The 21,175-nt window shown below is 48.7% G+C and carries 14 protein-coding genes, 1 tRNA gene and 3 pseudogenes; 5 read left to right on the top strand and 13 right to left on the bottom strand.

Features of this window, described 5'->3' with window-relative positions:
• Position 1: 1 nt before the first annotated feature.
• Positions 2-1,621, bottom strand: a complete 1,620-nt coding sequence (locus tag B7982_RS00095) for a glycoside hydrolase family 9 protein (RefSeq protein WP_088659027.1) — start codon at positions 1,619-1,621, stop codon at positions 2-4.
• Between the two features lie 108 nt (positions 1,622-1,729).
• On the opposite strand from B7982_RS00095, the gene B7982_RS00090 reads away from it, so the two are divergent.
• On the top strand, positions 1,730-4,069 hold the full coding sequence (locus tag B7982_RS00090; protein WP_088659026.1) for a DUF748 domain-containing protein: 2,340 nt from the start codon (positions 1,730-1,732) through the stop codon (positions 4,067-4,069).
• 128 nt (positions 4,070-4,197) lie between these two features.
• Here B7982_RS00090 and B7982_RS00085 read toward each other — a convergent pair whose 3' ends face one another.
• Positions 4,198-5,118, bottom strand: coding sequence for a sugar nucleotidyltransferase (locus tag B7982_RS00085; protein WP_088659025.1), 921 nt, complete (start codon positions 5,116-5,118; stop codon positions 4,198-4,200).
• 361 nt (positions 5,119-5,479) lie between these two features.
• Between B7982_RS00085 and groES the strand changes: the two genes are divergently transcribed.
• Both groES and groL read left to right on the top strand, forming a co-directional pair.
• The gene (groES, locus tag B7982_RS00080; protein ID WP_088627732.1) at positions 5,480-5,761 is read left to right on the top strand and encodes a co-chaperone GroES; all 282 of its coding nucleotides are present in this window, start codon (positions 5,480-5,482) and stop codon (positions 5,759-5,761) included.
• Positions 5,762-5,798: 37 nt separating this feature from the next.
• Positions 5,799-7,433 (top strand): chaperonin GroEL, encoded by a 1,635-nt coding sequence (groL, locus tag B7982_RS00075; RefSeq protein ID WP_072828114.1) that lies wholly within the window; start codon positions 5,799-5,801, stop codon positions 7,431-7,433.
• An 81-nt stretch (positions 7,434-7,514) separates the two neighbouring features.
• On the opposite strand, the gene B7982_RS00070 is transcribed toward groL, so the two are convergent.
• Both B7982_RS00070 and B7982_RS00065 read right to left on the bottom strand, forming a co-directional pair.
• Positions 7,515-8,306 carry a hypothetical protein gene (locus tag B7982_RS00070; protein WP_144065893.1) on the bottom strand — a complete coding sequence of 264 codons (792 nt, stop codon included), beginning with the start codon at positions 8,304-8,306 and terminating at the stop codon, positions 7,515-7,517.
• Between the two features lie 122 nt (positions 8,307-8,428).
• Positions 8,429-10,822: a penicillin-binding protein 1A gene (locus B7982_RS00065; protein WP_088659023.1), complete on the bottom strand. Its 2,394-nt coding sequence runs from the start codon at positions 10,820-10,822 to the stop codon at positions 8,429-8,431.
• Positions 10,823-11,080: 258 nt separating this feature from the next.
• On the opposite strand from B7982_RS00065, the gene B7982_RS00060 reads away from it, so the two are divergent.
• Positions 11,081-11,154 (top strand) — tRNA-Arg (locus B7982_RS00060).
• 289 nt (positions 11,155-11,443) lie between these two features.
• On the opposite strand, the gene B7982_RS00055 is transcribed toward B7982_RS00060, so the two are convergent.
• From B7982_RS00055 to B7982_RS00045, 3 genes are all read right to left on the bottom strand, one after another.
• Positions 11,444-12,247, bottom strand: a complete 804-nt coding sequence (locus B7982_RS00055) for a ribonuclease HII (protein ID WP_088659022.1) — start codon at positions 12,245-12,247, stop codon at positions 11,444-11,446.
• Positions 12,244-12,834 carry a phosphoribosylglycinamide formyltransferase gene (purN, locus tag B7982_RS00050; protein WP_088659530.1) on the bottom strand — a complete coding sequence of 197 codons (591 nt, stop codon included), beginning with the start codon at positions 12,832-12,834 and terminating at the stop codon, positions 12,244-12,246. The genes B7982_RS00055 and purN overlap by 4 nt, the downstream gene beginning before the upstream one ends.
• Positions 12,835-12,970: 136 nt before the next feature.
• Complete coding sequence (locus B7982_RS00045) at positions 12,971-13,171, bottom strand: hypothetical protein (protein ID WP_014547299.1); 201 nt, start codon at positions 13,169-13,171, stop codon at positions 12,971-12,973.
• 127 nt (positions 13,172-13,298) lie between these two features.
• Between B7982_RS00045 and B7982_RS00040 the strand changes: the two genes are divergently transcribed.
• A complete protein-coding gene (locus B7982_RS00040) occupies positions 13,299-16,442 on the top strand; it encodes a GH116 family glycosyl hydrolase (RefSeq protein ID WP_088659021.1) in 3,144 nt (1,047 codons plus the stop codon).
• A gap of 435 nt (positions 16,443-16,877) precedes the next feature.
• Here B7982_RS00040 and B7982_RS00035 read toward each other — a convergent pair whose 3' ends face one another.
• The 6 genes and pseudogenes from B7982_RS00035 to B7982_RS15175 all read right to left on the bottom strand — a co-directional run.
• A complete protein-coding gene (locus B7982_RS00035; protein WP_002779755.1) occupies positions 16,878-17,051 on the bottom strand; it encodes a cysteine-rich KTR domain-containing protein in 174 nt (57 codons plus the stop codon).
• Between the two features lie 51 nt (positions 17,052-17,102).
• Complete coding sequence (tet(O), locus tag B7982_RS00030; protein ID WP_073053263.1) at positions 17,103-19,022, bottom strand: tetracycline resistance ribosomal protection protein Tet(O); 1,920 nt, start codon at positions 19,020-19,022, stop codon at positions 17,103-17,105.
• A 319-nt stretch (positions 19,023-19,341) separates the two neighbouring features.
• Positions 19,342-19,500: pseudogene (locus tag B7982_RS00025) on the bottom strand (transposase); the annotation flags it as partial.
• A 1-nt stretch (position 19,501) separates the two neighbouring features.
• Positions 19,502-19,795 (bottom strand): annotated as a pseudogene (locus tag B7982_RS15180) (hypothetical protein); the annotation flags it as partial.
• A 38-nt stretch (positions 19,796-19,833) separates the two neighbouring features.
• The gene (locus tag B7982_RS14970; RefSeq protein ID WP_002801799.1) at positions 19,834-20,406 is read right to left on the bottom strand and encodes a hypothetical protein; all 573 of its coding nucleotides are present in this window, start codon (positions 20,404-20,406) and stop codon (positions 19,834-19,836) included.
• Between the two features lie 46 nt (positions 20,407-20,452).
• A pseudogene (locus tag B7982_RS15175) lies at positions 20,453-20,752 on the bottom strand (hypothetical protein); the annotation flags it as partial.
• Between the last annotated feature and the right edge of the window lie 423 nt (positions 20,753-21,175).

The raw sequence follows: 21,175 nt of genomic DNA, 5'->3' as shown, positions 1-21,175 counted from the left end.
ATTAAGCGCTTAACAGCAGCAATGCCGCTGTCAGAGGAGCGCTCCAGTTGATAGCAACTTCGTTACTGGCAAAGGAACATTGCTCGTCTGCATAAGACATGCCACGAGCCTCCCCCATGTAATGCGGATTCCTATGCAAATCCTGGCGGTCTTCATTAATTCCACCAACGACAAGCCCAGGCACCGGTTCATCAACGCCATCGGAATGGCTAATGCGGTGATGCGGGAACTTCGGGGAACTCCAAGCAGAGCCCGTCACAAAGCTCACGTCTACAGGATTCTTGCCATAAATAAATTCAATCTGTTCCATCGCCGCATCGCGATACTTCGAATCATTAAACCATTCATACGCCAAATAAAGCGTCAGCGCATGGTTTGCAATATCGCCATTGCTCCCCCAGATGAACTTGCGAATTGAAAGTCCATACGGGTCTTCCTTTTGCAAATGCAAAATTTCTTCGGCCGTGTACTTGAACGCCATACGGGCGCGTTCCGTCCACTTGCAATCCATTGTCGCAAGCGCAAACCAGGCCAGGTTCTGTGTCGATCGCCATTGCAATCCGTATGTCGGCAGGTACGTGTCCATATCTACCGGAAGTTGACTTTCCAAACGTTCAAGCAAGCCTGAAACATTCACATCAGCGATACTTTCAACGTTTTTCAGTTCGCGATACAACATGGCACGAGCCCAGAAAAAGTCATCGCCTAAATCCGAATCACCATAGCCGCCACTGCCTTCTGTATTGTGCGGCCAATCGACTTCAGGATTTTTTTCGGACCAAAGGTACGCACGGATAGCAGCGAACAAGCATTTTTCCGCAAAATCACAATCGACATTGGCATAGACGTGGTGAGCCTGAGCAAGCGCTCCCACAAAATTCAAAGTCGAAGACGTTGACTTTCCAAGGATATAGCGCTTTTGAGAAGCATCCGATTCCGTAGGCGTCACAAAGCCATCCCAACGGTAAGGAGTCACCTTGAAGAACACGCCACCATCTTCATCCTGCATGCGCAAGAAAAATTCAAGTTCAAAACGAATTTCATCAAGCAAACTTTCCGGCAGTTCATTCGGTTTCTTGAGTTCACAGCCAAGCATCAATGTCGCAACGCTGACGCCACCATTCACAATATACTTGCCGTAATCGCCCGCATCGTACCAGCCGCCATGGGCATTCCAAAGCCCAGCGCGTTCCATTGTCGGATGAAATTCGAGAGCTGAGTCCAAGTGCGCCGCAGGGCGTGCCCAAACACCCGCCAAACGCTCTGGCAGCTCGACACCGCTCCGCTGGTAATAGAACGACTTGATATTCGCCTTGAGTTCGCGATTCATCCATTCATCCGAGACTTCAAACAAATGCGACTTCGCATCAAAGTCTACCAAGGCAATCTGGTAACGCCCCGGGGTTTTGACCGCCGAAAAGTCACCCTTGAACAGAGTCTCGCCGGTGTATTCACAGCGCTGCAAGTTTTCGGCCAAACCTTCGTAAACAACGCGATTTTCGCTATCTAGAATATTGAACTTGACCGACGGCAAAGAGGAGCCTTCCGAAAAGGCGACCAAAAAAGACTTTGCTCCTGAAGGAACATAACCCGGATGACAATAATGAATTTTCGCGTCCATACTCTAAGAATAACTTTTTTCAGACAAGGACGGAAAACAAATCGCGACAGACATGTTTACCACAGGGAACATAACATTTTTATCACAATTATATTTAGATTTTATACTATGAAAAAGCCACTCAAAATCACCCTCATTGTATTAGGATCTTTGATCCTCCTCTACTTCGTCACACTTCTCGTAGCGCCCAAGATTGCCCGTAGCTACATCGAAGAGCACTCCAAGGAAATGATTGGCCGAAGCATCACCATCAAGAACATCAGCCTGAACCCGTTTACCTACGTTTTGGACGTAGATACACTCGCGGTCATGGAAGCGGACGACAAGACCCGCTTTGTCGCGTTCGACAAGTTCAGTATGAACATCAACCCGCTAAAGCTCTTCACGAGAACGCTTGACATCAGCGACATCTACATGAAGGCCCTCTATGTTCGCACCACGCAGCACGGAGAACGCTTCAACTTCTCCGATATTCTAGACTTCCTCGCCCAAAAGGACAGCATCTATTACGCCGAGCACCCCGAAGAAAAGAAGGTCGAATCGGACAGCAGCAAGAGCGCTGCTGAAATCGCCGCAGGGCTCCCCGTCAAGCTCAGCCTGAGAAACATCGTATTTGACAAGGGCAACATCATCTACCAGGATACAAAAGTCGGCTCCAAATTCCACCTCAAGGACTTTTCCATCAATATCCCGGCCATTTATCTCGAAGACAACTCGACCGGCGTCGACGTGAGCCTCAAGTTTGCAGACGGTGGCGACCTGAACGTGAAGGTCGATGCCAACATGGCCACCTACGACTTCAACATCTTCCTGAACCTGAATAGATTTGCACTCTCCTGCATCAAGCCGTACCTGAACGATTCCATCAACTACAAGGATTTTGCGGGTTACCTCTCGGCTCAAATCGCCATCAGCGGTAACATCAACAGCATCCTCGCCTCCAATGTCAAGGGCAAGGTCTCGCTCGACAAGATTGACCTCACCGAAGTCAGCGGAAGCAAGATGGGCGCAGAAAACGTCACTGTCGGAATCAACAAGGCAAACCTCGTCGACAACGAATACCTCATCGACTCCGTCATCGTAGATGGTGCCTTCGCCCACATCGACCTGTACAAGGACGGCAAGACAAACATTGACGTACTCCTCACCCCGAAGAACAAGGCCGGAAGCATGACGGATACAACCGCCGCCGATTCTACGCAGGCAGAACCAGTTGCAGAAGCTGCAAAGCAAGAACCCACAGATACAACAAAGGTCGTCGCTGATTCGACTAGCGCAACAACTACAGCAGAAAAGCCCGCCGCCGCAAAGAAGCTCAAGGCGAAGATAAACAAGCTCCTCGTCAAGAACACTTACATCACCATCACCGATCACACCATTATCCGTCCGTTCAACTACAAGGTGAGCGCCATTACCGTTACCGGCCAGAACATCAACTACGACACGCCTTGCAACGTGAACGTTTCTGCCGCATTCCCCGAAGGTGGCAGTCTCTCGCTCAAGTACCACGGAGCACTCAGCAACCTGAACACGATGGACATCTACATCAGCGTGAAGAACCTCGTGCTCAAGCACTTCTCGAACTACTCGTTGCACTACACGGCTTACCCGCTCAAGGCAGGCACCCTCGCCTTCGCAAGCGAAAACAAGATTGTCGACCGCAACATCGACAGCAAGAACACGATTGACATTTACAACATCACCGTCGGCAACAAGGTGGACGACATCGATCCGGAATACACCGTCCCGATGAAAATCGGTCTCTACATCTTGAAGGACAAGGACGACAAAATCCAGTTCGACGTGCCGGTCAAAGGCAACCTCGATGACCCTGAATTCTCTTACGGCAAAATCATCTGGAAGACCGTCGTGAACCTGCTCGTGAAGGTCGCTATTTCTCCGTTCAGACTCGTTGGAAACCTCGCCATGGCAGGCGCAAGCGCGCTCGGCTTTGACCTCGGCAAGAACGATGAAGTGCTGATTGACGCAAACACAGATACGTTCACCAGCGAACAGTACGCCAAGGCCACCAAGATGACGGAAATGATCCAGAAGGACCCGAACCTGATGCTGACCTTCACGCAGTACTACAACCCGAGAAAGACCGCCAAGGAATACAAGGTCAAACAGCTCAAGATCGATTTCTATAAGCAAAAGAACAACAAGACGGAACTGAACGAACTCGACTACAGGGCCATCGAAGAAATTAAAGAAAAGGACAAGGAGTTCCAGGCCTACGTCAAGGAACACTCCGCCGAAATCGACAAGAACTACATGATGAAGGTTCTCCCGCAAATGGCATCGAAGCGCAACGCCGACCTCCTCAAGGTCTTACGCGCTCAGCCGGGCATCACGAAGAAAAACCTGAAAGTCATCACGGCCCCGAGAGAAGCTCTCCGCAGTTACAAGGACAAGCCTATGTACAAAGTAACTGTAGACGTGCTGTAATAGACGAGAGAACGCTCGCAAGCGAGCTACAGACTAAAGACGAAAGAAAAAAGGGCATCGCTAAGCGATGTCCTTTTATAATTGCAATTCGAGCGAGCCGCGCAGCCCTGCGCAGCACCATTCAAGAATTATTCGTGAATCACAGCGCCCGCAAGCTTCTGGTTTGCAACTTTCACACCATCCCAGAGAATGGCGTCGCTGACTTCAGAGTTTTCAATCACGCAGCCATCCCCGACCGACACGTTAGGACCGACCTTGGAATTCTTGATGACCACGTTCTTGCCAATATGGCAAGGCATGATGATTTCGGAACTTTCGAACTTCGGTGCAGACTTTTCATTGCGCTGCAAAATGTGAGCGTTCGTTGCAAGCAGAGTTTCGACAAGGCCACAATCCAGCCATTTTTCGACCGGAGCCGTGCGGAACTTGCAGCCACCCTGGATCATGCGTTCAAGGGCATCCGTCAACTGGAATTCGCCCTTCGTACGGATATCGTTCTGCATGAGATAGTTCAAGGCTTCCTTGAGGGCCTTAACATCCTTGATGTAATAAATACCAACTATAGCTTCGTCCGAAACGAATTCCTGTGGCTTTTCCACAAGGCGTTCGATACGGCCATTCTTATCCGTCACAGCTACGCCAAAACGCTTCGGATCTGCCACCTTGAACGTGTAGAGAATATTCTCATCCACGTTTTTAAGGATTGACAAATCGGCTTCAAAAAGCGTATCGCCGAGGATAATTAAAAGCGGTTCATCGTCGTTCACATACGGGAGAGCAAGGCTAATTGCCTCACCCAGGCCTTGCGGATTGGACTGGACCACCGTACGGACAGCACCCCATTCCGGTCTCTGTTTCAAAAATTCATCAACAACAGAAGCCTTATACCCCGTAATAAAAATCGTCTCAGAAGGATTCAAAAAAAGAGCACCATCGACAATCCAATCAATGATTGTCTTGCCGGCAACAGGAAGCAAGCACTTTGGCAGATTTTCCGTATATGGACGTAGGCGAATGCCATTTCCAGCAACAGGAAGAACTATTTTCATTCAAAAACCCTTTTTATATAAGTGTATTCAAACACCCTTACGTGGGGTTAAAGATAAAAAATTCGTACGTAAAAAACATTTTTTTACAATTTATGGTCGTGTTTTGGCCCCATATATTTACGTTTCTTTTTTAAACACGTACGCAAAAACGGATTAGGCGTTTTCTCCTTCGAGTTTCAAAATTGAACGTCTTAAGTAAAAACATCTGTCTATCTCCCCAAAGATACGCCTATTTATATATTGGCACGGAAATTGCTCTAAAAGCGGTGTAACAAAAGAAATGGTCCAATTTGGAACAACTCCAACAATCAATTGGGCCAAGCAATTTAACTGGGCAAAAGCTCAAAAGAGGATAAAAATAATGATCAAGCCTTTAGCAGATCGAATCGTTGTCAAGCCGGCAGAAGCCGAACAGAAGACCTCCTCCGGTCTCTTCATTCCGGATAATGCAAAGGAAAAGCCGATGCAGGGTAAGGTCGTGGCCGTAGGTCCGGGTCGCAAGAACGACAAGGGCGAAGTCGTCGCTATGGAAGTCAAGGTTGGCGACGTGGTGCTTTACGGCAAGTACAGCGGTACTGAAGTTACCGTCGACGGCGAAAACTACCTCATCGTCAAGGAATCCGACGTTATCGCAACGCTCTAATAGGCAACCAAAAGAATTTTAAAAAGGAAATACAAAAATGGCAAAGCAATTGAAGTTTGATGTAGCAGCTCGCGAATCCCTCATGAAGGGCGTTGACAAGCTCGCCAATGCAGTTAAGGTTACTCTCGGTCCTAAGGGCCGTAACGTCATGATTGCACGTTCTTTCGGTGCTCCGAACGTCACTAAAGACGGCGTTTCTGTCGCTAAGGAAGTCGAACTCGAAGACGCATACGAAAATCTCGGTGCTCAGATGGCTAAGGAAGTTGCCAACAAGACTTCTGACGCTGCTGGTGACGGTACCACGACAGCAACCGTTCTCGCTCAGGCAATCACTCGCGAAGGCCTCAAGAACGTCGCTGCTGGTGCAAACCCGATGGACATCAAGCGCGGTATGGACGCTGCTGTCGAAGCTGTAATCAAGGAAGTCGGCAAGATGGCCGTCAAGATCAACGGCAAGGAACACATCGCCCAGGTCGCAACGATTTCTGCTAACAACGACCCGGAAATTGGCGAACTCCTCGCCAACGCTATGGAAAAGGTCGGCAACGATGGCGTCATCACCATCGAAGAATCCAAGACTGCTGAAACTGTCCTCGACGTTGTCGAAGGTATGCAGTTCGACCGTGGCTACCTCTCTCCGTACTTCGTCACGAACACGGACAGCATGGAAGTCGCTCTCGAAAATCCGTACATTCTCCTGTACGACAAGAAGATTTCTACCATGAAGGATTTGCTCCCGATGCTCGAACACGTTGCAAAGCAAGGCAAGTCTCTCCTCATCATCGCCGAAGACGTCGATGGCGAAGCTCTCGCAACGCTCGTTGTGAACAAGATGCGTGGCACCTTGAAGGTTGCTGCCGTTAAGGCTCCGGGCTTTGGTGACCGTCGTAAGGCAATGCTCGAAGATATCGCTATCCTCACTGGCGGTATGCTCGTCTCCGAAGACACGGGTGCAAAGCTCGAAGATGCTCCGGTTACCGTTCTCGGTAAGGCAAAGTCCATCACCATCACGAAGGACAACACCACGATCGTCGAAGGTGCTGGCGACGCCGCTTCTATCAAGGGCCGTATCGCTCAGATCAAGAAGCAGATTGAAGCTACCACAAGCGACTATGACCGTGAAAAGCTCCAGGAACGCTTGGCAAAGCTCGCCGGTGGCGTTGCTGTGATCAAGGTCGGTGCAGCTACCGAAGTTGAAATGAAGGAAAAGAAGGACCGCGTCGACGACGCTATGCACGCAACTCGTGCCGCTGTCGAAGAAGGTATCGTTCCGGGTGGTGGCGTTGCTCTCATCCGCGCTGAAAAGGCTATCGACGCTCTTACGTTCGACAATGCCGACCAGAAGACTGGTGCTGCAATCATCCGCCGCGCTATCGAAGAACCGCTCCGTCAGATCGTCCAGAACGCTGGCCTCGAAGGCTCTGTCGTGGTGAACAAGGTGAAGGAAGGCAAGGACGGCTTTGGCTATAACGCTAAGACCGATACTTACGAAGACCTCATCAAGGCTGGTGTCATTGACCCGGCTAAGGTGACTCGCACGGCTCTCAAGAACGCCTCCTCCATCGCTTCGATGATCCTCACAACTGACTGCGTGATCACCGAAAAGAAGGAACCGAAGGCTCCGGCAGCTCCGGCTATGGATCCGTCCATGGGCATGGGCGGCATGATGTAATCCGCTAGAATTTCATATTCTAACTCCACTAAAAATCCCGACTCTCACGAGCTCGGGATTTTTTTCGCTTAATTCATTCGCTTAGTTCAAATAAAAACTTAATCCGCCTGTAAAGCCATAACTAGCAATACTACCTTCAACAAGCGACATTACGAAACCAGCACTCACTTCAACCCAATGGAACCTATACCCCATCGTAAAATAGTTCGAATGAATTCCAGAAAGGTCCGGACTCCCCCCTTCAATTTCGGGACTTGGCGCATAGACGCTCAGGCTATAGTTTAAAAAGAAATCGCCAAATATCAAACCGGCAAATCCACCGCCAAATAAAGACGTGCTAAGGCCGTGACTTTCATTTGAAAAAGAATCACATTTATCATCGCTAAATAAAACAACTTCGCAATGCTCCCCCACATAATCGGCATCGAAATATTGGTGGTAAAGTCCGATGAAAAATCCAAATTCAACGTGTGAAAAGTTGCCACCAAATGAGAAGTGGTGGTATATGCCGTCGTTGTACCCTATGCCTGTCCCCAAAAAAGCACTATTAGCCTTGTAAAAGAAGTCAGCCTTGCCCGTAAATTCGACACCGCCCATTTTATAAAGCCAATCCGGTTCCACACTCTCTTTTGACTTATTTTTTGAATTTGACGTTTCTGGAGTAATCTTTACATCTCTTCGCGTATTACTATTAATTTTACCCGTAACACGCCAAGAAGCGGAATGTGGTTGTTGATAAGTATTTGCCCCATGGACTTCGGGCGCTTCAGAAGCCGTCATATGCAGCTTTTGAAAATGCGTATTGATACACCCCGTAGAGACTAGAGCAAACAAAGAGCAAAATACCGGAAAAAGAGCACGCTTTAAATTCATACTTACAAAATAAGTAAAAAGCGAAGCAAAGAAAAACAATTATACGCAAAAAAGGAGCCCGTAGGGCTCCTTACACGCTATAAATGGCGATGCCGGCACGGAGGCCGGCATGACAACAAACGCTAGAACATCTTTCTCGTGCTACGCTTGGGCTGCTGCGGTTCGTCCTTGCCTTTGCCTTTCTTTTTCTTGGGCTGCGGAGCTTCGTAGCGGTTGTTCTCGACAACGCTCTTGTTGCTGAACAACGTTGCGTTATCAGCAGACTTTGTCTGCGACGAGAAGTGGTTGCCATCGCATTTTTCAGTCGGACCGTAGCCCGCCGTGTAGAGGCAGTAAGTCTTTTCAGAGCAGAATTCACCAGCAATAAGACCCGTGTGGTTGCAGATGCCACGGCTGATCACACCAGGCGGAACCGGGAACGGAAGCTTCGGCAAATCCTTGTGCAGTTTAGCCATCGTCGCCATCCAAATCGGGAGAGCGTCTTCGGTACCTGTATGACCGGCACCCATGGTCCCCGGCGTATCGGAACCCACCCAAACACCCATCGTGTACTGCTTGGTGAAGCCGATGTACCACGTATCCGTGTAATCGTTCGTCGTACCGGTCTTACCGCCGCTCGGATGGCGGAAACCAGAAGCCCACACACGGCCGGCCGTACCGCGAACGTTCACGTCCTTGAGCATATCAACCATCAAATAAGCCGATGCCGGGCGCAAGACTTCGTGTTCGACCTTGGAATTCTTCTCCACCACTTCGCCATTGCGGTCCACGATGGATTCAATCATGTACGGCTCGATGCGGTTACCGCCGTTCGGGAACACTGTGTAAGCAGAAGTCATTTCCATAAGCGTTGCACCCACAGAACCCAGCGCCAAGCTCGGGACAGCCTGCAACGGAGCACGCTTGATGCCGAACTTGCGAGCGTAGTTCACCACGTTGCTGAGACCGTACTTCATGCCGGTCAAAATGGCAGGAAGGTTCTTGGACTTGTACAGAGCGCGACGGAGCGTCATCATGCCTTCGAAGTCATGTTCGAAGTTACCCGGGCGCCAGACCTTGTTCGGGTTCTTGTCATCCGGGTCCGGAATAGTCACCGGCTGGTCATTCACGGAGTCGCAGGGGCTTGCGCCATTGTCCATAGCGGTAGAATAGACAATCGGCTTGAACGAAGAACCCGGCTGGCGCAAGGACTGCACGGCACGGTTCCACTTGGACTTGTTGAAGTCGCTACCGCCCACCATGGCGCGAATAGCACCAGTCTCATTCTCAATAATAATTGCGGCTACTTCTGCGTGATGATAACGGATACTGTCCGGGAAACGGGTAAACTGGCCACGCTTGTTGCGAACCGTATCAGCAGCGAGATATTCCTTCTTGAAAAGCGTGTAGACACTATCGAAGTGAGCGACAACGCTATCTTCGGGCATGTCGTACTTCTTGGTGAGCTGGAGTCTGCGAGTTGCACGGTACTTGATACGGCGACGGACGCGTTCGACCTGCGCACGAGCGACACTGTCAAGGAACGCCTGGATGTCCGGGTCAATCGTACTGTAGACAGACACGCCATCGGCATAGAGAGAATTTTCGCCGTACTTTTTTTCCATGTACTTGCGAATTTCTTCAAAGAAATACAAGCCCGTTCCCGTAGCTTCTTCTTTCTTGGCTAGCACAATCGGTTCTTCTATATACTTGCGGTATTCTTCGTTCGTGATGAAGCCTGCATCACGCATAGCATAGAGCACCGTGTTACGACGGCGCTTGGAAGCCTTCGGGTGACGGTCAGGGCGATACGTTTCAGGGCGCTGCAACATACCTGCGAGCACAGCATATTCCGGAATAGAAAGGCTATCGAGCGGCTTGCCGAAGTAGTACTTGCCTGCCGCCTGGAAACCGTAGTTACCGCCAGCGAGGTAAACTTCGTTCATGTAGAATTCAAGAATTTCTTCCTTCGTGTAGGTCTGTTCGATGCGAATAGCCGTCATCATTTCCTTGATCTTACGGGAAAGCGAACGTTCCGGCGTGAGGAAGAGGAGCTTGGTGAGCTGTTGTGTCAAAGTCGATGCACCGCGGAGCTTGTTGCCCGAGACGGCACTTTCGATAAGCGCAGACGGAATCGCCCAAACGTTCATGCCCCAGTGTTTGTAGAACGCACGGTCTTCGGTCGCCATCACGGCATGGATAGCGTTCAGCGGGATCGAGTCAATGGAAGTCCATTCGCGGCGTTCCACGAAGTATTCATGCGCAATTTGACCATCCTTGTCGTAAATATTCGTCACAAGTCGCGGATTAATCTGTTCGAGCTGCGAAAGCGACGGCAGTTCCGGCGAGTAATGAATATAGACGACTAGCGCAGCAATAAACGCCACGAAAATCGGGCACATGAATATAAAGAACCAGCGGAAAACCTTGTTGGCAAAAGCAATCTTCACCAAGCTCCAAATTTTCTGCCAAACGAGGGAACCATACTTAACGATGGCCGCGCCTAAAATCTTCATGAATGATTTGAACTTATCCATTTTAAGTCACACTAAAAAAGTTTGCGGACAAAAATAGCTAATCGATGAAATCTATTCAATTATACGGGAGCGCAATTAGGGGGTAAATAGGGGGTAATTCAAACGTACAAACGGTCAAAAAGGAAGTTTATATGGTCAAAAAGAGAACGCTCGAAACTTTTTTCAAAAAATTTCATTTTTTTCGCACTTTACCCTTGACATTATTTTCGATTATTCTATATTTGGACCCGTCAACGAGAGAAGACAACAAAACAAAACGCGGATGTAGCCCAACTGGATAGAGCGTTTGGCTACGAACCAAAAGGCTCCAGGTTCGAGTCCTGGCACCCGCAGAAGAGAAGGTTAGTCGCAAGACTAGCCTTTTCTGTTTTTATTTCTACGAGAAACTGGAGCCGACGTGAGCCATAAGCGACCGGTATCAACCGGCCGTGTTGGCGAGAGGACGAGCCCTAACTTTCTTATAGCGATATAGGCTCGTCCGGTCTTCATACAGCTCCAGGTTCGAGTCCTGGCACCCGCAGAAAAAGAGACTTGGCGAAAGTTGAGTCTCTTTTCTTTTTGTTTGCACAAACGCACGAACAGCAAAAAAAAACGCGCCGAGAAAGCGCGAGTTAAAAGTTGCTACAAGCTTTTGGGATGGAAAGTTTTGCGGTGGGCCGGCGTGAAGCCTTGGCGGCGGATGGCGTCGAGGTGAGCCTTGGTGCCGTAACCGGCGTGCTTGTTAAAACCGTAACCCGGATAAAGTTCTTCTAATTTATCCATATAGCGGTCACGGAAGACTTTCGCGAGGATTGACGCAGCCGAGATGCTTGCGATGCGCCCATCGCCTTTGACGATGGGCATCTGGATGTTTTGTGGCATCTTGTCGATTTTGAGATTGCCATCGACAGCAATGAGGATTTTAGGACAAGATGGCGTTCCCAATACATCGGCGAAAGAGCCTTTGACTTCTATAGGAATTTCAGGAGCAGTTTCATTGAGGCCCGGGAATCCGAGCGCTTGCAAAGCACGGCGCATCGCCAAGAAATCCGCTTCGAGAATGTTGATTTCGTCAATTTCTTCGACACTCGCGCTAGCAATGGCGTAGCATGCACAAGCGTCCTTAACCGCATCAAACATCGCTTCACGCTTAGGACGAGAAAGCTTTTTGGAATCGTTCAGCGTCAAAAGCGCATCGGGCGACTTAAGCACTGCAGCGCATGCCACAACAGGCCCCGCAAGCGGTCCTCGGCCTACTTCGTCAATGCCCACAACAATTGCAGAACCATACGACGCATTTTCAGAACGCGCACCATTCGCACCCGCAGAAAACAAGTCCAAGTCACCGCCAAAAGCGAGAGGATTAGCAGCGAACTTGCGCAGAGCCACCTCCCCTTCTACCGGGGATTCAATGTTTTCTAAAAATGCGGGCAGTTTAAATTTCATAGACCCAGCGAGGCCGCGTATTCCTTAATTGTCTTCCAGTACAAAGCGTGTTCTTGAACCAAGACGCGGGCGGCAAGCGTATCGGCGGTATCGTCCGGCATCACAGGAACTTTAGTCTGCGCCAAGATACGACCGCGGTCAATTTCTTCGCTCACGAGATGCACCGTCGGGCCAGATTCCGTTTCATGCGCGGCAAGCACAGCTTCATGAACATGATGTCCAAAGAAACCTTTACCGCCAAACTTCGGCAACAGCGACGGGTGAATATTCAAAATGCGGTCCGGCATACGCTTAAGCATGCAAAGTGGGAGCGCCTTCATGTAACCCGCCAAAATCAAAAGGTCCACATCGTACTTGTCGAGAACTTCAAGCATAGCCGCTTCGTACGCAGCCTGATCCGGATGCGTCTTACCCGAAATGTGATGCACCGGGATTCCGAATTCTTCGGCATGATGCACCGCACCACAACCCGCGTTGTTCGTGATTAAGAACTTGCACTGGGCTTCGAGGTCACCCTCGCCAATGCGGTCAATAATTGCTTTGAAGTTGCTTCCACCGCCGGAAGCCATGACGCCTATTTTGAACATGGGCCAAATATAGTTTTTTTTAGACGAAAGACTAGAGACGAGAGAATATTCCAACAATCACGGAATCAAAACAAATCTTTAGAGTACCTCTTTCGTCACTCGTCTGTAGGACCGTAGGTCCGTTCTCTCGTCTAATTTATTTATGATCGATTCCAGGCGGAGTGCGGAGATAATAGATGACGCACGGGACCGTTATGCAGACAACCCAGACTAAAAAATTGACGTAGACAAACCACGATTCAAAGGTCACGTGAGCAGGGATAACGTAGGCTTTCAACAGGGAAAACACGACGATAAGGAAAACGCCGGGGAGCATATGTGCAATCAACTTAGTCATACCTTAAAGATAATTCAAATCAAAAACATTTCATGTAAAAAGACTGCAAAAAGAGAAAGCAATACAAGACTAAGCTCTAAAATACTATCTTTCCACCCGTATAAACCTTTAAATATCGGACCTCATTATGAGCATTAAAGAATATCTTGCCGGTGCAAAAATGTCCGGCTCTGTCCAGAAGCTGATGACCCCGGGTCTCGCTGTGGAATTCATTCAGCCGTGGTACACCCCGCTTTCTACAACTCCTTCCACCACGGGTATTGCCGTGGGCGGTATCGGTTCTACGTTTACCGCAACGCCTGCAGGCACGACTCCCGTGATGAACGTGATGCCGGGCGTCCAGGTTCGCACCGAAAAGCCGTCTGACCTCCGCTTCAACAACTTCTTCTTCAAGGAAGCTGTCCTCAGCGCAAAGGCTGCGCTTGTGATTGGCAACTTCGCCGCATTCGGCATTTACAACAACAACTTCCCGCTCCTCGACGAGAGCGGCGCACGCGTTTTCGGCGACGCCGACATGAAGGACCAGAAGAAGGCCGAAGCCAAGCTCAACAAGGTTCTCGCCGACAAGACTTTCTTCGAAACGAACAAGGCCGCTTTTGAACGCTGGCACATCCAGTTCAGCGACCGCACCCAGGCTTTGATTGCTGCAGGCAAGGACACCGCCGCCATCAACCGCGCCGTGCTCATCGACTTCTTCGACGGCATGGTTGGTGAAAAGGCTGCCCGCGAAGGCGCCCTCACCGCCGCTTGGACAAACGACAGCGAATTTCTCGGCCAGCCGGGCTATGACGCCGCCAAGATGAAGTACACCGCCCTCTATCCGGTCAGCGAAACCGTTTACGAAGGCAAGGGTGTTTCCATCACCAAGACGCAATCCAGCTACGTGACTCCGGGCGACGAACGCCTCTCCAGCCTCCCGGTGAACGCTACCGTCTTTACGCTCGAAAACAACACCAAGGAAACCCGCGAAGTGACGATTGTCCAGATTCAAGACAGCATCACGGGCTACATGGCCAAGAAGGACCGCCAGGGCGTTCAGGACTCTAGCTTTGTTCTCGTTCCGGCAGCACGTTTCCCGAAGGGTGTGCAGTTCGACAAGGAACTCGAAGATGGCCGCTCTGTTCGCGGTATCGAATTTTATAACGAAAAGGCTCTCGCCGAAAGCGACTTCAACGGCTGCATGGGCGTAAGCGTGGCTTGGAACAAGAAGGATAACCTCAACGTTTCCGTGAAGCCGATGTTCTATCAGGACGACGCCAAGTCCGTCTTGAAGGCTGCACTCCAGAGCGGTCGCGTTGCAAACTCCTGGGTCAAGAACGTCTACAGCGGACGTGAAACGATTGCCGGCGCCATCGCCGTTACCGCAGTCCTCAAGCCGAAGCAGAAGGTCTCCTTCCAGTTCAACATGGTGCTCGACTTCCCGGAAATCAAGCTGAACAAGCTCACTTCCGCCAAGAAGTACACCGCATTCTACCCGGAAGCATACGGCCGTGTGGTCGCCCTCCTTACGGAAGCTCTCGCTGCCGACAAGACTTTTGACGATCGCCTCAAGGCATTTGAAAACCTTGTTCCGAAGAAGCCGGTTGCAAAGCTCTACAAGACCGCCGCCAAGCAGGCTGAATTCAAGAGCCTCGCCATCAACACGCTCAGCTTCCTCGCCGAAGCCACCGTGTGGGACAAGGAAGACCGCTTCCTCGTTCGCGAATGCGCTGACTATCCGTTCTTCAACTCTCTCGACGTTTACTTCTACGGCAGCTTTAGCTTGCTCGCCCTCATGCCGCGCCTTGATGGCGTTGTGATGAAGCGCTTTGGCGATGCCATCCTCGCCGTGAACAACAACCGTCGCCGTCACCACGAATTTGTGAACCTCCCTTACGCCGACCTCCCGGATCCGAAGCTCGAAGGCCCGCGTGCTGTGCGTGGCGCTGTGATTCACGACCTCGGTAGCCCCTTCGACGCCGAACCGGATGCCTACGACTGGCACAATGTTAAGGAATGGAAGGACCTCGCTCCGAAATACGTGCTCATGGTCTACCGTCACTACCACAAGACGAAGGACATGCAGTGCCTCGCCGATTGCAAGGAAGCCGTTTACGCCGCTATGGAATACCTCGAAAAGATGGTGAACCCGGGCGAAAACTTCCCGCTCACGCACGGTACGGACGATACGTTCGACAACCTCTGCAGCTACGGCATCTCCGTTTACTGCGGTTCCCTCTGGATTGCAGGCCTCCGCGCTGCAGCCAAGATTGCTGAACTCCTCGGTGATAACGACCAGGCCGCCAAGTGGAACGCCAAGTCCGAAGCCGCCAACAAGGAATTCACCGAATCGCTCTGGGACGAAAACGAAGGCTACTTCCGCTTCTTCATCACTCCGATGGAAATGAAGGACTTGAACGTCGAAAAGTACGCCGAACTCCGCGAAGCCGTGAAGGTATCGCTCGAACTCCCGGAAGATCCGAACGCTGGCGTGAAGGCCATCAACGAATGGCTCTGCGCAGGCGAAATCCCGGACGGCGAAGACCTTTCCAAGAACGAACTCCGCGGCCTCAAGAAGGCTTGGATTACGGCTCAGTGCAAGGAAGCCTTCACCAAGAGCTGGGAAGCAAAGATTGCTAACGACTGCGATGACGTGTTCGCTGATACGATGCTTGCAGACACTTACCTCCGCTTGCTCGACCTCGAACCGATTACCGACAGCGTGAAGGCCAAGTCTAACTTGCTCAGAATTTTCAATACGAACTATAAGGCCAACAGCCCACTCATCGGAGCTGCAAACCTTGTTCGTAAGGACGGTTCTCCGCTCGACGAATTCAACTTCCAGGCTCACGACGTTTGGATTGGTATTCAGTACAGCATCATGACCGCCATGATGTTCCACGGTTTGGAAAAAGAAGCCTCCGTGCTCGCCGATTCCATGATCGGAAACCTCTATGACGAAGCACGCGTTCCGTTTGCTGCACCGGAAGGATTCAACGGTTCTTGCCGCCTCCACCCGGAAGCTCTCGTTGCAAAGTTCGGCCTCAGCGCAACTGCCGCCGACAAGATGCACAAGGAACTCCTGAAGAAGGGCGCTCTCCTCGCCGACTCCCGCATCAGCCCGAAGCTCCCGCGCAATCTCGCCGCCTTCACGAAGGCTTTCGGCGCCATTGCAAAGAGCAACAAGGTCGATGTGAACGAGCTCTTCACGCTCCTCCACAGCACGGCACTCAAGTACACCGCTGGTAAGTACTTCCGTCCTGGCATGGTGTTCGCTCTGCTTTACAAGTAATTGAAAACTGCGAGTTGTCATTCCCGCCAACCTGTCCTCGCTTGACGGGGACGAGCGGGAATCCCCTTCAACTTCAAACAGGTGCTCCAAGCGGAGCACCTGTTTTTTTATACATAAAAGACTTGACAGAGCCTTAAAAATGGCTCTGTCAAGTCATTTTATACGCCAACCCTGGGTTAGCAAAACTTTCCCAATCCGTCAGCCCATCGAAACCTGCAAATTCACCTCGGAAATGCTGTTTTTAGGCTATTTTGGCCATTTTGACCGCCGCAGCATAACCACAGCAGGTTCGCAAACATACAGCCAAGCTTGACAGAGCCCGCCAAGAAACCGCAGCCAATTTACAGCCAATAAAGATTTTTAACGCAGCAATACGGAAAGGCTTGACAGAGCCATGATTCGTGAATTGTTCCACAATTTCATCGGCTCTGCGTCTTAAGCGTCTGGCTCTTTGATGACAGTTATCTTCAAGTTGTCAACTTTAATCAATCTTTCTTGTCTGCATTTTGGACAATAAAGGGGATAATTCTCCAAAACAGTGTCCTTCCTAATTTTATTACGGGTTTTGCTCCCACAAACAGGACACAATATCCATTCGCATTTCATCATAATTAGTCTCTAATCCTTTCAAATCTCATTTTATATGACTTTTGCAAGCTGTTAAGCTAACTTGTGGAACATATGCCGAACCTTATCTATACGGCTATTCGGGCGGCGGGGTTGGCAAATAAATTTACCAATAGCTGGCTGGTATCCTTTTAACTCTGTCAAGCAGACTCCCTGCCCATTTGTGAAATAAGTTAAATCGTTCCTGTATTCTTGAATACATCTAGCAGGGATTTCTCCTTTCAGAATGACCTCGTCATTCTTTATCTGAGTACTTACAATATCTGCACAATACCTTGGAGCATCATGATACGCCCGTGAGAGATATTCCTGCGGTGCATAAATTTCAAAGTGGAGATATGGCTCTAATAGTTCTGTCCCTGCTTTTTTTAAAGCCTGCTCCAATACGATAGGGGAAAGCAGCCGAAAGTCTGCGGGGGTACTTACAGGACTATAATACAATCCATATTCAAAACAGATTTTACAGTCTGTCACTTTCCATCCATACAGCCCCTGCTCGCAGCCATAAAGAACCCCCTCCATAACCGCATTTTGGAACGATTGATTTAAATATCCAAGTGAAACTCTGCTTTCATACTGCACTCCGCTTCCAATAGGGAGCGGCTCTATGGACAACCCGACAGAAGCCCAGAAAGGATTTGGCGGGACTTCTATGTGGATGGTATATTCTGCTTTTCTAAGCGGTCTTTCCATATATATAACAGTAGGCTCTTTTATTTCTGCCTCCACATGATATTTTTCCTCAAGGATGGCACAAATGACTTCCATCTGCAGATTCCCCAAAAAAGAAAGTATAATCTCATGCGTTGTAGTATCCACATAATATTTTAAAAGAGGGTCGCAATCTGAAATTTCTGTAAGTGCCCCAAGCAATATTTCCCGCTGTTCAGATTTCTTTACTGCAATCGTTGTTTGGAGCATAGGGAGAGGATTTTCAATAAATTTTCTCTGCGGCAACAGTATTTCGTTCCCCAAAATACTGTTTAGCTGCAAAACATCATTTGGTAAAATTACAATATCACCAGAGCAGGCTGTATCGGATGAATATAATTCACCGTTTGTCGGAACATACATCTCTGTGATTTTTATTTTCTCTTTTTCAGATATTCTAATAACATCCCTCAAATGCAATGTTCCGCTATATATACGCACATAAACAAAACGCCGCCTTTTCTCTGAATATTCAATCTTAAAAACCTGCCCGCATAGTTCAGATTGACCTTCAGGCGTTGATGAATAAAATTTACTGGCAATTACTTCTATAAGCTGCCGAATCCCCAGATTGTTTTTAGCGCTTCCGTGATAAACGGGAAATAACGTTCCGTTTTGGAATCTCCTGTTTTCTTCCTGTTCCAGTTCTGACATTTTAAACGGTTTCCCTGACATATATTTCTCTAATAGTTCATCGTTTCCCATAATTACCGCATCCCACTGTTCCATATCGTCATTGTCCGTTACATTTATATGGGGATGCTGCCCAACCTTTTGCTTCACTATAATTTCCGAAGAAAGCTTTGCTTTCATTTCCCGATATACCATTGGCAAATCAATCCCCTCTTGGTCAATTTTATTGATGAAAAAAATTGTCGGAATCTTCATTATCTGTAGTGCATGAAACAGTATACGGGTCTGTGCCTGTATGCCATCCTTTGCAGAAACTAATAATACTGCTCCGTCTAATACGGATAAAGAACGGTATACTTCCGCCAAAAAATCCATATGGCCTGGCGTATCTATAATGTTGACTTTTACATCCTCCCACTGAAAAGATGTCACTGCTGTCTGGATAGTGATTCCCCTTTGACGCTCCAAATTCATTGTATCTGTCCTTGTTGTGCCTTCATCTACGCTCCCTAGTTCTGCAATTGCACCACTGGTATACAATAAACTTTCCGTTAATGTTGTCTTTCCTGCGTCAACGTGAGCCAGAATGCCTAAGTTAATTATTTTCATGTGATTTTCCTCCTATCAACACCCAAAAAAGGGCATAAAAATACCCAGTGATAAATACTCCTATCACTGGGTAAATAACTCCAATAGCCCCAAAACACTTATATGTTTTCGGGCATATAAAATTACATGATAAAAGTATTCTTAAACTGGGTACAAAAAACTAAGCCCCATATTAAAAGTGAAACGGGACTGCTACTTTTTGTTCCCACTATCAAATTGACAGTTTATTTAAGAATACCTTGCCGCATATTTATTAACTCCTTGTATAATACTAAATCTAATTATATTCCTTAGATTAGGCAAGTCTTTTTCTGTAAATTCATGCACAAAAAGCAGATTTTTCCATTTCCTTCTCGGTTAAGTAAGCTTTTTCTTCCATCCATTCCTCGTGTTGTTCCATCAGTAGCGAGCCGATGAGCCTCTCGCACGATTCTGGATTCGGGAAGACGCCTACGACTTTTGTCCTCTTCTTGATTTCCTACAATTTCAAAGCTATAGTTTTTGTATCTCTTTATAAAGCGTTCCAGTTCTAATTTCTCACCGTTGAATTTTCCATAGTTTCCCCATTTGCTCTGCAACATAACGCAGGTACAATCAAAATCCACACCTTCGATTGTGATGTTTCCCTCGACCTGTTCAAAAGGTTCTGTAAGTTTTTCATATCCGTCCTCGAATTCAAGGACTATTGTTTTATCTTGAATTATAATCTTTTTGACCCGCATATCATGCAGACTATATGGAATGGGCGGATTGTGTTTATATTCTGTCCTCATGAGACCTCCCCGTCAAATTCTAATTTATCGATTTCTTTTTACTTACTAATCATACCATACAACAGCATAAGAAACACTAAAATATTGCAGACCATACCGCCCCAAAACAGGTACAACTTCAAGCCCTCATATCTAAAAAAACTGTTCTTACTTTCCTCAAGCTCCCGGATCTTCTGCTTCATCACGCTCGTAAGTGTATCAGACTGCTTCTCAAGAAGCTTTGTAGCCCTCTGTATAGCCTCTATATTCGCCTGTAACGCCTTTCTAACCTCTTGGACGGTGTTTTCCTTAACCTCATCTTTCAGGCTCCCAATCTCGCCCGATATAGCGTCTTGAAGCAATTCGTTGCTGTTCTTCAGCAGCTCTACGCTCTGCTTCAGCTCGCTGATGAGCTTCCTGTTCTGCTCTGCGTCTCTCTGCCTGTTCTGCTCTGCCCTCACTTGTTCTTGATTTGACTGCTTCATCAATTCCTCGCAGTTCTCGCTCGACATCGCCAACGCTTCTTTGAGCAGACTGTTTTCCAGCTCTGTCCGGCTCTGTCGGTTTAACTCTTGAAGCTGCTCTCTTGGACTGCTCTGCTTCTGCTGTTCGTGCATTTCTCTCAAACTCATGCTCCATACTCTCCTTTCCAAAATCCATATTGTAGTATTTTTCCAGCTTGTTATCCCTGATTTTACAAGCCTTTTCTCCTGCCTGTTCCCTGGCTAAGTCGGTATATGTGATGTACTTGTGGCTGTCCTGCCAGTCCACCCCGTACCCTCTTTCATTCATCAGCCGGATAAAGGTTTCCCGGCTGGTCGCTGTTTCCTTACAATCCAGCACCGCAAGGGCAATATCCTGCACATAGCTTTTGACCTTTCCCTGCTCTGCCTGTTTCAAAAGCTGGTAGGTGTCTTTGCTCCATGCCACCGTTTCTTCCCGGACTTCTCCAGCAAATGTCTTTCCTTTCTCCGGCACATGCAAGCCCTGTTCCCAGCTCTGCTCGTTGCACCGTTCCTTTAAGTCTTTAAGGTCGTGCTTACTCAGAGGGTAATTTAGGGTATAACAAAATAACCCACCCGAATATCGTTTTTTTTATTTGGTGAGTTTGTTCTTTCAAATACGAAACAAAAAGAGCCGATGATTCGGGCTCTGTCAAGTCATTTTATACGCCAACCCTGGGTTAGCAAAACTTTCCCAATCCGTCAGCCCATCGAAACCTGCAAATTCACCTCGGAAATGCTGTTTTTAGGCTATTTTGGCCATTTTGACCGCCGCAGCATAACCACAGCAGGTTCGCAAACATACAGCCAAGCTTGACAGAGCCCGCCAAGAAACCGCAGCCAATTTACAGCCAATAAAGATTTTTAACGCAGCAATACGGAAAGGCTTGACAGAGCC

Source organism: Fibrobacter sp. UWB2, assembly GCF_002210425.1.
Classification (GTDB): Bacteria; Fibrobacterota; Fibrobacteria; order Fibrobacterales; family Fibrobacteraceae; genus Fibrobacter; species Fibrobacter elongatus.
The sequence above is the reverse complement of the archived record's forward strand: the minus strand, read 5'-3'. Positions and strand labels throughout refer to the sequence as shown.

What these genes read in the sequence shown, in the direction of transcription:
- B7982_RS00095 (WP_088659027.1), bottom strand. Translation starts at nt 1,621, where the DNA reads ATGGACGCGAAAATTCATTATTGTCATCCGGGTTATGTTCCTTCAGGA.
- B7982_RS00090 (WP_088659026.1), top strand. Translation starts at nt 1,730, where the DNA reads ATGAAAAAGCCACTCAAAATCACCCTCATTGTATTAGGATCTTTGATC.
- B7982_RS00085 (WP_088659025.1), bottom strand. Translation starts at nt 5,118, where the DNA reads ATGAAAATAGTTCTTCCTGTTGCTGGAAATGGCATTCGCCTACGTCCA.
- groES (WP_088627732.1), top strand. Translation starts at nt 5,480, where the DNA reads ATGATCAAGCCTTTAGCAGATCGAATCGTTGTCAAGCCGGCAGAAGCC.
- groL (WP_072828114.1), top strand. Translation starts at nt 5,799, where the DNA reads ATGGCAAAGCAATTGAAGTTTGATGTAGCAGCTCGCGAATCCCTCATG.
- B7982_RS00070 (WP_144065893.1), bottom strand. Translation starts at nt 8,306, where the DNA reads ATGAATTTAAAGCGTGCTCTTTTTCCGGTATTTTGCTCTTTGTTTGCT.
- B7982_RS00065 (WP_088659023.1), bottom strand. Translation starts at nt 10,822, where the DNA reads ATGGATAAGTTCAAATCATTCATGAAGATTTTAGGCGCGGCCATCGTT.
- B7982_RS00055 (WP_088659022.1), bottom strand. Translation starts at nt 12,247, where the DNA reads ATGAAATTTAAACTGCCCGCATTTTTAGAAAACATTGAATCCCCGGTA.
- purN (WP_088659530.1), bottom strand. Translation starts at nt 12,834, where the DNA reads ATGTTCAAAATAGGCGTCATGGCTTCCGGCGGTGGAAGCAACTTCAAA.
- B7982_RS00045 (WP_014547299.1), bottom strand. Translation starts at nt 13,171, where the DNA reads ATGACTAAGTTGATTGCACATATGCTCCCCGGCGTTTTCCTTATCGTC.
- B7982_RS00040 (WP_088659021.1), top strand. Translation starts at nt 13,299, where the DNA reads ATGAGCATTAAAGAATATCTTGCCGGTGCAAAAATGTCCGGCTCTGTC.
- B7982_RS00035 (WP_002779755.1), bottom strand. Translation starts at nt 17,051, where the DNA reads ATGATGAAATGCGAATGGATATTGTGTCCTGTTTGTGGGAGCAAAACC.
- B7982_RS14970 (WP_002801799.1), bottom strand. Translation starts at nt 20,406, where the DNA reads ATGAGTTTGAGAGAAATGCACGAACAGCAGAAGCAGAGCAGTCCAAGA.